Source organism: Cupriavidus sp. 05T313 (assembly GCF_056396665.1).
Map to the genome: position 1 here is coordinate 40,316 of NZ_JBFTLX010000026.1, position 11,681 is coordinate 51,996.

The following is an 11,681-nucleotide window of genomic DNA, read 5'->3' on the forward strand; positions in this document are numbered from 1 at the left end:
GCCGCCGCTCATTGCAGCAGGGCGGCACCGGCAAGCTTGCGCCGCCAGGGCATCCGCCCTGCAAAGCTTCACGAATCCGCCATGACAGAGCCCAGCAGCCTGAATGCTCCCTCCTCGTCAGCTTCGCCCACCCCGCAAGTCGAGGAGTCGAGCGAGACGAGCTACCGCGCGCTGGTGGACGCCATCCAGGACTACGCCATCTTCACCCTGACCGGGACCGGCCATATTTCGAGCTGGAGCCCGGGCGCGCAGCGGATGAAGGGTTATGCGGCGGCGGAAGTCATTGGCAAGCATTTCTCGGTGTTCTACACGCCCCAGGCCGTTGCCAGCGGCTGGCCGGACTACGAGTTGCGGTGCGCCCGGGCGGAAGGGCGCTTCGAAGACGAGGGCTGGCGGGTGCGCAAGGACGGCACGCTGTTCTGGGCCAACGTGACGATCACACCGATCTACGATGAGAGCCAGGCCGTCAGCGGCTTTGCCAAGGTGGTCCGGGACATGAGCGAAAGACGGCGGCTGGAAGAAATCGAAGCGTCGAGCCGCCGCATGATTGAGTTCCTCGCGACGCTGTCGCATGAACTGCGCAACCCGCTGGCACCGGTACGCAATGCCATCAACCTGATGCGGCTGGACACCAGCCTCAGTCCCCATGCCGCGCGCTGCCGGGACATGATCGACCGGCAGATCAGCCATCTGACGCGGCTCGTCGACGACTTGCTGGATGTGGGACGCATTGCCTCGGGCAAAGTGGGACTGCGGCTGAGCAATGTCGACCTGCGCGACGTGGTGGCGCGTGGCATCGAATCCGCCCGGCCCGTGCTGGACTTGCGCGGGCAGCACGTCGACGTCAGCCTGCCTGATGAGCCCGTGGCGTTCCGGGCCGATCTCACCCGGCTTGTGCAGGTCCTGCAGAACCTGCTGCACAACGCCGCGAAGTTCTCGCCGGCGGGCAGCCGCATCGCCATCAGTGGCGAGGTGACCGGCCGCCTGCTTGAACTGCGGGTATCCGACCAGGGTTGCGGCATCCAGCAGGACGCGCTGGAAGATATCTTCAGCCTGTTCGTGCAACACAGCCCCATCAGCGAAGTCCAGAATGCCGGGCTTGGCATTGGCCTGTCGCTGTGCCGCTCGCTGGTGGAATTGCATGGCGGAACCATCCGGGCCTCCAGCGCGGGGCTGGGCAAGGGCAGCACATTTACCATCCAGATGCCCTGTATCAAGCATCAGCCCGCGGACACCACTGCCGATACGTCCCCGCGGACCGGCGCATTGCGCGTGCTGGTGGTGGATGACAACCGGGATTCGGCCGACAGTCTCGCCATGTTGCTGCAGATGCTGGGCCATGAAGTGTCGGTCGCCTACGAGGGGGAAATGGCCCACGCGATCGCTACCGGTTTTTCGCCGCACCTCGCGCTGATCGACATCGCCATGCCCGTCATGGACGGCTTCGAATTGCTGAAGATGCTGCGGGCCCAGCCGGAACTGCGCGGCACGGTCTTCGTCGCGATGACCGGGTTCGGGCAACCGGCCGACCATGAGGATACGCATGTCGCCGGCTTCCACGCCCATATGGTGAAGCCGATCGAGATGAGCCACCTGGAGATGCTGCTGGCAACGGTGGGGCGGCAGATCGCCCGCGGCGAGTAGCGCTTGCCTGCCGGCACTGGTCGTTCCTTCCCGCTCGTTGAAAACGCCGCAATGTCCGGCGCCGGGCGCAGCCCGTCCCGGCCGTGCCTGTGCCGTTGCGCGCCGGCAGACTTCAGCGCCGGCAGGACGCGCATCGTAGAATTGCGTCATGTACCGCACAACCCGCTCCGGCGCCTGGCAGGCGCCGGGACGCTGCGACGCGCAGCGCAAGGATGACTGACATGAGTGACATGACGAACAAGTTCCTGAATATCTATTCCCACGGTTTCGCCCGCGTGGCGGTGGGCGTGCCTGTCTGCCGCGTGGCCGATCCCGCCTTCAACGCAGCCGGGACGATTGCGCTGGCCAGGGAAGCCGCCAGCCAGGGCGCGGCGCTGGTGGCCTTCCCGGAACTCGGCTTGTCCGCCTATACCTGCGACGACCTGTTTCACCAGCGGGCCTTGCTCGATGCGTGCGAGGCTGCCCTGGCAGAGATCGTGGCTGCCTCCAGGACCATTGCCACCACGCTGGTGGTCGGGCTGCCCCTGCGGGTCGAGCATCAGTTGTTCAACTGCGCGGCGGTGGTCGCCGGCGGGCAGGTGCTCGGTGTCGTCCCGAAGTCCTACCTGCCGAATTACTGGGAGTTCTACGAGGCACGGCAATTCAGCGCGGCGGACAGCGCGGCGGTGAGCGAAGTGCTGCTGGATGGAAACAAGGTGCCGTTTGGCGCCGGCCTGCTGTTCGAAGCGCGGGACATTCCGTTTTTCCGCTTCCACGTGGAGATCTGCGAAGACGTCTGGGTGCCGATTCCCCCGTCGTCGTTCGCGGCGCTGGCGGGCGCCACCGTGCTGGTGAACCTGTCGGCATCCAATATCGTGGTCGGCAAGTCCGGCTACCGGCATCAACTGGTCAGCCAGCAATCGGCGCGTTGTCTCGCGGCCTATGTCTACAGTTCGGCCGGCAAGGGCGAGTCGTCCACCGACCTGGCGTGGGACGGGCAGGCGCTGATCTACGAGAACGGCGAACTGCTGGCCGAGTCCGAACGCTTCGCGGACAGCTCGCACCTGACCTTTGCCGACGTCGACCTGGAGCGCCTGTCGCGCGAGCGGATGCACCAGACCACCTTCGGCCACTCGGTGCGGCGCCATGGCGCGGAGGTCGCGAAGTTCAGGGTGATTCCGTTTGCCGTCGATACGGTGCTGGACAAGTCCTTGCCGCTGCGCCGGACGGTGGAGCGGTTCCCCTACGTGCCATCCGACGCCCGGCGCCGGGACGAGCGATGCAGCGAGGTCTACAACATCCAGGTGCAGGCGCTGGTCCAGCGCTTGTCGGCCAGCGGCATCTCCAAGGTGGTGATCGGTGTCTCCGGCGGGCTGGACTCAACGCATGCGCTGCTCGTGTGCGCGAAGGCCATGGACCGGTTGAAGCTGCCTCGCACCAATATCCTCGGCATCACCATGCCCGGCTTCGCCACCAGCGACCGCACGCTGCTCCAGGCGCGCAAGCTGATGGAGGTGGTGGGCTGCGTGTCGAAGGAGATCGATATCCGGCCGAGCTGCACCGAAATGCTCAAGGATCTCGGGCACCCGTATGCGTCCGGCAAGCCCGTGTACGACGTGACGTTCGAGAACGTGCAGGCGGGCGAGCGTACTAACCACCTGTTCCGCTTTGCCAATTCCAGCCACGCTATCGTGATCGGCACGGGCGACCTCAGCGAGCTTGCGCTTGGCTGGTGTACTTATGGCGTTGGCGACCATATGTCGCATTACAACGTGAACGGCAGCGTGCCGAAGACGCTGATCTCGCATCTGGTCCGCTGGGTAGCGGAGACGGGACAGATTGGCGACGCGGGGTCTGACGTATTGCTCGATGTGCTTGGGACGGAGATCAGTCCCGAACTGGTGCCGGGCGACTCGGCCGATGCGCCACAGCAGAAGACCGAGAATTTCATCGGTCCGTATGAGCTGCAGGATTTCAATCTGTACTACACGTTGCGGTTTGGATTTACGCCGACCAAGATTGCGTTTCTTGCCATGAGCGCCTGGGGCGATCGCGATAAGGGAAGCTGGCCCGAGGGGCTGCATGTGGCGCGTAATGAGTACAAGGTGGCGGATATCAAGCGGAACCTCGGGATCTTTCTTGACCGGTTTTTCCGGACGAGCCAGTTCAAGCGGTCTTGCGTGCCGAATGGGCCGAAGGTGGGGTCGGGTGGGTCGCTGTCGCCGCGGGGGGACTGGCGGGCGCCTAGTGATTCGGAGTCTGTTGTGTGGATGAAGGACCTTGAGAGGATTCCGGATGGGGTTTGAGGCAGGAGGTAACCGCAACGGCTTGAACTTCAAAATCAAAATCCTAAAGCCAAAGGCGGTTTCACCACCCTTGTGGGCGGTGCGCCCCATTCTTCTCTCGCAGCTGCGAAAGTAGCCAGGGAAGGCGATCGGGACGAGGCGAAAGACGCCTCGTCACCGATCCAGAAAGAGCGGCGGGGACCCAAACTCGCCGCGCCCTGAGTACGACCTGAAAAACTCGGTTCTGAGTCCCAGGCGTCCTATCGGCAATGTCGCGAGTCAGGTCTCGCAGGCATCCAGTCGCTTACATCGGCGCAATCCCGTCCTGTTCCTGCCTGAAGGGGCTGTTCCACCCCTTTAACCAATGTCACGTGCCGTGCGCAAGCAGCGCCCGACGAGCCTGACATGGCAGGGTCATGTCAGCATTTGTCAGTTTTTCGGTGATTCATTTGGATAGGATCGGTGCTGATATAGGCACTCGGTTCCTATCCGCCTGCGTCAGCCAGCTCATTGCCTCCACCGCGATAGCAACCCCGATGGCCTGCAATTCCAGTGGCCCGGGCATGCCTTCCGACAAGACCGTCAACGGGATCAAGGCCACGTTGGCGCCGATGAGATAGACGGCGCCTGTCTGTCACGGAAGCCATGGCTCCAGAAGTCGTCCACGCCCAATCCAGTGATTCACTTGATTGCTTCATTGGGCGGTTTCCTGAGTGCTTATCACTGAAATTAATTCATTTTCTTGACATTGACGGGAGGGTTTGTGTTGAAACGAGTTGCACTCATCTTTGGCATTTCGATGCTGGCCGGCTGTGGTGGTGGTGGTGGTGGTGACGCCCCTGGCGAGGCAAGTCCGGGACTGACCGCTTCGCAAGCCTGCACCGGAAACATGGCCACCCGCTTGAAGTTCTCGTCTTCGGCCGTGCCGCTGACATCTACGGTGAAAGTGGATGTGCTACAGGAATCGGACACTACAGATGTCGCTTCCGGAGCGGGTCTTCTTGCCTGTGTGCAAGAAGACGGGTTCTGCGCCGGGGATATCCCGGTAAGCCAGGTTTCTCGCGGTTACTACACGCTGATTGCGAGTGACGAAAGCGGTAGGTTCCTGGGGGCCACTGCATTCAGGATCGAGCCCGACAGTCACTGTGCGATCAGCACGAACCCGATCATCAGCACGGAAACCACCGGGTTCTACGTGGGGCGAAAACTGAACCAGCTCAGCCCGCTTGACGAAGAAGAGATCCGCGGCAAGCTAACTGCGCTGACCAAGTCCGAGGGCAGTATCTATGATTTCTACCTTGGCCTCGGCCAGTATTTCGTAGGCAAGGGATCGGCCATTTCCGATGTTCGGAAACATGAAGGAGTCTTTTCTGAATTGCTGCAGGCAATCGATTCCGGAAATTCTCCTTACATGAAATCCCCGGCTGCCAGTGTCTCCACAGGCAACCAGCGCGCACTGGCATCGGCCGAGACGGATTCCACCACGTGGCCGTCAATTGCCGCGTTTGGGGTCAAGAACGGGGGCGAGATAGCTCTTAGCCTGGCGGAGGGAAAATACGCCAAGGCGGCAGTCGCTGGCATGACCAGCCTCTTCGAGGCGTTCGATCTGTTCAACAAGCCTGAAGACCCGATTGCGCAGCTGGGTCCGGAAATCATCTCGCGGCTGGATCAGATCAATAGCAAGCTGGATAATATCTCCGCGACGTTGCAGGATCTGACTTCCTACATAAAGAAGTTCGAGGCGATCTACCTCAAGAATATCGCACAGCAAAGTGCCAGTCAGATATTCGATAATAGTYCAAAAATCAATTCGTCCTATAACTCGCTTGTCTATGTGACGTCTTTCGACTGCGCACATGGAAATAAGCCGTTCCCCAGTCAATACTTCATAATTGAATATGTGAGGCGATTTGGGGCTTCATTTCCGTCTGATTGCGCCAAGACAGGTTTGAACAAGGCGCTGGCAAATCTCGATGGCATATTTACCAATTCTGTCGAGATCTCAGGTGATGATGTGGCGATCAAGGGGCTGCCAAATGATCGGCTGAGTATTTTCTATAGTTCGATGCGGCAGGCGACTTTGAAATATCCGGATCCGCGCAATCTTTATAATGGTTCTCCTGATCCGAGTTTCAATCAGCCCGTCATGGCGCARCAATATAATATCTATAATTCCCTGGTGGCGAAATACTCCGCTGGAATATGGGATTCGCTGGACAAGGCTTATCTGGTGGAAACGTCGGCGGCCTACCTGAATAGTCTGCCCAAGTGGCCGAACGAGCGGCGCAAGGACATGAATTATCCGTTGTCCGAGATGTTGGGCAACTCCTTGAATCCGACCTACGGCGAGCAGAGGGATAAGATTGGCACTTGCATAGGCTTTGACGGAAAGCCCGTCGAGCAGCCCGTCGACCCCGAAGGAAAAACAATGCACGAGCCGCTTTGCGATTTGAATATGATTTACTCCTATCGCAACGGGCTGATCAAGAAAAAGGTGGAAGAATATACGCTCGATTTTTTCAATGATGTTGATCTCCCTCCTGCGTTGCCCGGTGGCGATTGGTCGCGCTATTGCCATTTCCCGATGGATCAGGTCGGCGATCGCCGTGCGGAGAAGCCGCTGGTGCTGGGTTACAGCAGCTACGCTATCGATATTATGTGTCCTCTCACGCCGTACTCCGTTGCGCCGTCGGTTTGGGGGCCTTCCGGCTGGGATTCGTCAGGTTTCCCTGCGTGCGAGGATATTATCTCGGGGAAGATTTCCAATATTTCTCAGCTCTACCCAAGGGACGGTAATATTCAGTACTGCCGTTTCAACAACCCTGTACATCCCGATGCTAATGACAAGAGCCGGCGCTGGGCGAGATTCATGACGATCGAGTTCATGAACTGCCGAAAGGATCCCGGGGTGGCGATCAACTATTATTCGACAACCAGGGATGGTTCTGGTGCCGATTGCGTGCGCAAGTAATCACTGAAGCCGGGCGCGGTGCCGCTGGCATCGTGCTCGCCATCGCTTGATCAACTGCATAGGGCGCCTGCACGCAGGCATGTGCGCCAGGCGCCGCGCGAGAGGGGGCTAGTGCCTGACGATCCGCCTGTCGAACCAGTCATCCAGCATGGGCTTCTCATAGCGCAGCGGGTCGCTGCTCGAGTACGTATTTACCGACATCATGAAGTTCATGTCGGCCAGCCGTTCCTCGCCGCTTGCCAGTATGCGGTCGTCATGGCTCAGGGTGTAGCGCAGCGTCATCCGCGGCCAGGTGATATCCCGCACCACGCGGATTTCCTGCCCGTTGAAGCGAAACGGTTCGAAGCGCCCGGCCAGGTCGATGTCCAGCACTTCGATCTTGAGCGAGTCGCCCGGGGCGAGCTTGCGCTCGGCCAGCCGGGTCAGATGCCGCGTGATATCGCTTTCCACCGCGGCGAGATCCTTCTCGCTTGCATACGGGTGGGAGTAGGCGGCGTCGGTGTAGCTCTGCGGATCAATGAAGCTGACAGAGAGACTGCCGCCCGGAGGCGTCGCCAGGGCGCCGGCGCCGGACAATGCGGCCAAAGCGGCGGCGGCGAAACAAAGGGACCTGGACATTGCGACCTCCCGCTTTCCTCACGGCTTGATCAGTTCGACCGCGCGCGGGGAGGGCTTGTTCCGGGGCGCGGCGGCTCCGCTCAGGGCGCCAGCACCGCGCTGCTCGCCATCGTCGCCGGTACGGTCTGCCGCATCGTTTCCACGAAGCGGCGCAGCTTGGCGGGATAGAAGCTCGCGTAGGGATAGACCAGTTGCATGGGCAGCGAGGAAGCTTGCCACTGCGGTACCAGGTGGAGCAGGCGTCCCTGCGCGATGTCGTCCGCCATCAGCCACGCCGACGCCACGCAAACCCCCAGCCCCATGACCGCGGCGCTGCGCAGCGCATACAGGCTGTCGGTGCCGACGCGCGGGTGGAAGGCCAACCGCTGGGTCTCGCCCGTGGCCGCATGGGTGAGCGACACCTCGTTGCGGTAGAAGGTGCGCAGCGACAGCCAGGGCAAGCCGGCAAGCTCATTCGGATGCGAGGGCATCACCCTGGCTTCCAGTACCGATGGCGCCGCCACGACGATGCGGGGCACTTCGGAAAGCCGGATCGCCACTACTGACGGGTCGCTGACCTCGCCCACGTGGATGGCGCAATCGATGCCTTCGGCGATGAAGTCCGGTGTCCGGTCGTGCAGCAGCCATTCGACCGTCACCCGCGGGTGGCGGCGCAGGAATGCCGCCAGCGGCCCCACCAGCTGCTGCTGGCCGAACGCGTGTGGCACCACCACCCGCAGCGTGCCCGCCGGTTCGTCGCCGGCGCCCCGCAAGTCCGCCTCGAACGCTTCCCAGCCCGCCACCAGTTCCTTGGCGCGCCCGAAGCAGCGTTCGCCGTCCTCGGTGAGTTTCATCGCATGCGTGGAGCGTTGCAGCAGGCGCAGGCCCAGCGAGCGCTCCAGGTTCTGCAGGCGGCGGCTCACCGTGGGCTGGGTGGTGCCCATCTGCGCGGCGGCCGCCGACAGGCTGCCGGCTTCGACGATCCGCACAAAGGTCTGCATCAGTTCGATGCGGTCGGTCGAGGCGGGCGCTGGCGTGGCGGGCGAGGGCGGTTTCAAGTTGGTCATACGTCGGACGCATAGCAATTGTGCAGAGTGTAGTACTACCGCGCTGAACCAGGGGCCGGCAAACTCCAGTCTCGTTTTCGATCCGAGGGTTTCCGCTATGTCATCCATTCGCGTTACAGATGCAAATGTCGCCACACACCCGGCCAGGGCTCCGGCGGTCCTGGCGGCCGAGACGGGTGCCGCCACCGGCTTGCCCGCCCGGTTGGTCCTGCTGCTTGCCGCCGGCGCCGGCCTGGCCGTGGCATCGCTCTATTACAGCCAGCCCATGCTGGGCGTGCTGGGTCCGGATATCGGTGCGTCCGACTGGGCGGTGGGGCTGGTCCCCACGCTCACGCAACTGGGCTATGCCCTGGGCATCCTGCTGCTGGCGCCGCTGGGCGACCGCTATGACCGCCGGCGCATCGTCCTGGCCAAGGCCGCCGTGCTCAGCGCCGCGCTGCTGGCCAGCGGCGCCGCCACAGGCATCGGACTGCTGCTGGCCACCAGCCTGGCGATCGGGCTGGCCGCCACGATGGCGCAGGACATCGTGCCGGCGGCCGCCACGCTGGCGCCGGAGTCGCACCGGGGCAAGGTCGTCGGCACGGTGATGACGGGGCTGCTGCTCGGCATCCTGCTCTCGCGCGTGCTCAGTGGTTTCGTGGCGGAGCACTTCGGCTGGCGGATCATGTTCGTGATCGCGGCGGCCAGCATCGCGCTGATCGGCGCGGTGGCATGGCGCGCACTGCCGCGCTTCAAGCCCACCACGCATCTCGCGTACAGCGCGCTGCTGGGCTCGCTGGCCAGCCTGTGGCGCAAGCATGGCGCGCTGCGCCGGGCGACCCTGGCGCAGGGGCTGCTGTCAATCGGTTTCAGCGCGTTCTGGTCGACGCTGGCCGTCATGCTGCATGGCGCGCCGTTTCATCTGGGCAGCGCGGCTGCTGGCGCGTTCGGCCTGGCCGGCGCAGCCGGCGCGCTCGCCGCACCGCTGGCCGGCCGCCTGGCCGACCGCAAGGGCCCCGAGCTGGTCACGCGCCTGGGCGCCGCGCTGGCCGCGGTTTCGTTCGCGGGGATGCTGTTCTCGCCGTTGCTGGCGCCGCACGCACGGCTGTGGCTGATCGCGGCCAGCGCGCTGGGCTTCGACCTCGGCGTGCAGGTCGCGCTGGTCGCGCACCAGACCATCGTCTATGGCATCGAGCCCGGCGCGCGCAGCCGGTTGAATGCGGTGCTGTTCGTCGGCATGTTCGTGGGCATGGCGGCCGGTGCCGCGCTGGGCAGCCTGATGCTGGCGCGGTGGGGATGGATGGCCGTCACGGCGTTGTCGACGGCGGCGGCCATCGGGGCGTTGCTTGTGCGGGCATGGCCGGGGGCGCGGCTGGCGAAATGACATGTCGGCATGACAAGCACCGCTTGCCGCATCCGGCGAAAGGCGCCTCGCCAGCTCGGGAAAGAGCATGGCGAGGCGAAGGTACGGCGCTTGGGGGCCACTCACGTACAGGGCTAAATCTGCACCTGGAATCGGGCGCCGAATGTCTGCCGCCGCACATTGGATGCGCGGCCTTCAGCCGGAGTGCTGTACTCCGGGACCCATGCGCTGCCCGCCAGCCTGGCCGGGCGCTTGTGCCTGCTCTGCCAGGGCGGATGCGTGTTGCGCCGAGGCCGAGCGGCGATGATCGATCAGCAGGACCGCAATCATGGCGATCACCCCCGGAATGGCGATTGCCATGAAATTCTGTTGCAGCGGCAGCGACATGCCCACCAGCGCACCGATCACGATCGGCGCCAGGATCGCCCCGCTGCGGCCGATGCCCGATGCCCAGCCAATACCGGTGGCGCGCGCCGCCATCGGATAGAACTGCCCGGCATAGGCATAGGTCACGATCTGCGTGCCGATGGTCGAGGCCCCGGCCAGCGCCACCAGCACGAACAGCAGCGGGGTGGGTACCGGGTAGCCCAGCAGCGTGATCGATACGGCGGCCAGCGCGTACATGCCGACCAGCACGTACTTGATATTGAAACGGTCGGCCAGCCAGCCGCCGCCGATGGCGCCGACCATGGCGCCGAAGTTAAGCACCAGCACGAAGGCCAGCGCCGAGCCCAGGCTGTAGCCGGCGCTGGCCATCATCTTGGCCAGCCATGAGCTGAGTGCGTAGACCATGAAGAGACACATGAAGAATGCCACCCAGAACATCACGGTGCTGAAGCCTCGTCCGTCCTGGAACAGCTTGCCGATGGGCGCATCGCCGGCCTTGTCGCCGGCGGGCAGGGCGAACTGGTCGCCGGCGTGCGGCCGGTAGCCTGGTTCCAGCCGGGAAACGATGGCCTTGAGCGTGTCGATCTGGCCCTTCCTGACCAKGAAGGGCATCGATTCCGGCAGGGATTTCAGGATGAACGGGATCAGCAGCGCCGGCAGGCCTGCGGCGATAAACACCGACTGCCAGCCGTAGCTCTCGATCAGGCCCTTGCCCAGCAGGGCGGCCAGCATGCCCCCTACGGAGTAGCCGCTGAACATCAGCGTGACCATGGTGCCGCGGATCTTGCGCGGCGAGTATTCGGTCATCTGCGCCACCACGTTCGGCATGACGCCGCCGATGCCCAGGCCCGCCAGGAAGCGCGTGACGCTGAACGTCACGGGATCGCTGGTGAAGCCCGCGGCGGCGGTGAAGACGCTGAACAGCAGGATGCAGATGGCGATGGCGCGGCGCCGTCCGATGCGGTCGGCGATGGTGCCCATGAAGATCGCGCCGAACATCATGCCGAATAGCGCGGAGCTGACCATGAAGCCGGCGCTGGTGGCGTCGACGCCCATGCTTTTCATGATGGAGGGGAGTGCGATGCCGACGACGGCGAGGTCGTAGCCGTCGAAGATGATGATGAGGGCGCACCAGAGGAGGATTTGGGCGTGGAAGCGGTTGAAGCGGGCTTCGTCGGCTAGTTTGTGGATGTCGATTTGGGGCATGGGGTGTCTCCTTTTGGTCCTTTTGGGATTTGGGTGTTTTGTTTTTTTTGTTTGATGGGGTTGCAATTGCAACTGCTTAACTTCAAAGGCTTAAAACCTTAAAGTCAAAGGCGGTTTCACCCCCCTGCGGGGGGCGACCTACTTTCTTGTCTTGCCAAGAAAGTAGGCAAAGAAGGCGCGCCGGATGGGGCGACCCCCTCCTC

7 protein-coding genes are annotated in these 11,681 nt (G+C 63.1%); 4 read left to right on the forward strand and 3 right to left on the reverse strand.

The genetic code is table 11. The features are described from left to right. The first annotated feature begins 81 nt into the window (after window positions 1-81). The 3 genes from AC1DKD_RS08990 (at window position 82) to AC1DKD_RS09000 (ending at window position 6,879) form a co-directional block, all read left to right on the forward strand. Window positions 82-1,644, forward strand: coding sequence for a hybrid sensor histidine kinase/response regulator (locus AC1DKD_RS08990; protein ID WP_441635393.1), 1,563 nt, complete (start codon window positions 82-84; stop codon window positions 1,642-1,644). Window positions 1,645-1,874: 230 nt separating this feature from the next. Then, window positions 1,875-3,929, forward strand: a complete 2,055-nt coding sequence (locus AC1DKD_RS08995) for an NAD(+) synthase (protein WP_441635406.1) — start codon at window positions 1,875-1,877, stop codon at window positions 3,927-3,929. 745 nt (window positions 3,930-4,674) lie between these two features. Then, window positions 4,675-6,879 (forward strand): hypothetical protein, encoded by a 2,205-nt coding sequence (locus tag AC1DKD_RS09000; protein WP_477143193.1) that lies wholly within the window; start codon window positions 4,675-4,677, stop codon window positions 6,877-6,879. 108 nt (window positions 6,880-6,987) lie between these two features. Here AC1DKD_RS09000 and AC1DKD_RS09005 read toward each other — a convergent pair whose 3' ends face one another. After that, complete coding sequence (locus AC1DKD_RS09005; protein WP_441635397.1) at window positions 6,988-7,497, reverse strand: DUF3016 domain-containing protein; 510 nt, start codon at window positions 7,495-7,497, stop codon at window positions 6,988-6,990. A gap of 80 nt (window positions 7,498-7,577) precedes the next feature. Beyond that, window positions 7,578-8,543, reverse strand: coding sequence for a LysR family transcriptional regulator (locus AC1DKD_RS09010; protein WP_441635400.1), 966 nt, complete (start codon window positions 8,541-8,543; stop codon window positions 7,578-7,580). Window positions 8,544-8,640: 97 nt separating this feature from the next. Here AC1DKD_RS09010 and AC1DKD_RS09015 point away from each other — a divergent pair, with 97 nt between their 5' ends. Continuing rightward, the gene (locus tag AC1DKD_RS09015; protein ID WP_477102676.1) at window positions 8,641-9,906 is read left to right on the forward strand and encodes an MFS transporter; all 1,266 of its coding nucleotides are present in this window, start codon (window positions 8,641-8,643) and stop codon (window positions 9,904-9,906) included. Window positions 9,907-10,080: 174 nt separating this feature from the next. Here the strand turns inward: AC1DKD_RS09015 and AC1DKD_RS09020 are convergent, their stop codons facing one another. Beyond that, window positions 10,081-11,478 (reverse strand): MFS transporter, encoded by a 1,398-nt coding sequence (locus AC1DKD_RS09020; RefSeq protein WP_477143194.1) that lies wholly within the window; start codon window positions 11,476-11,478, stop codon window positions 10,081-10,083. Window positions 11,479-11,681 lie beyond the last annotated feature (203 nt).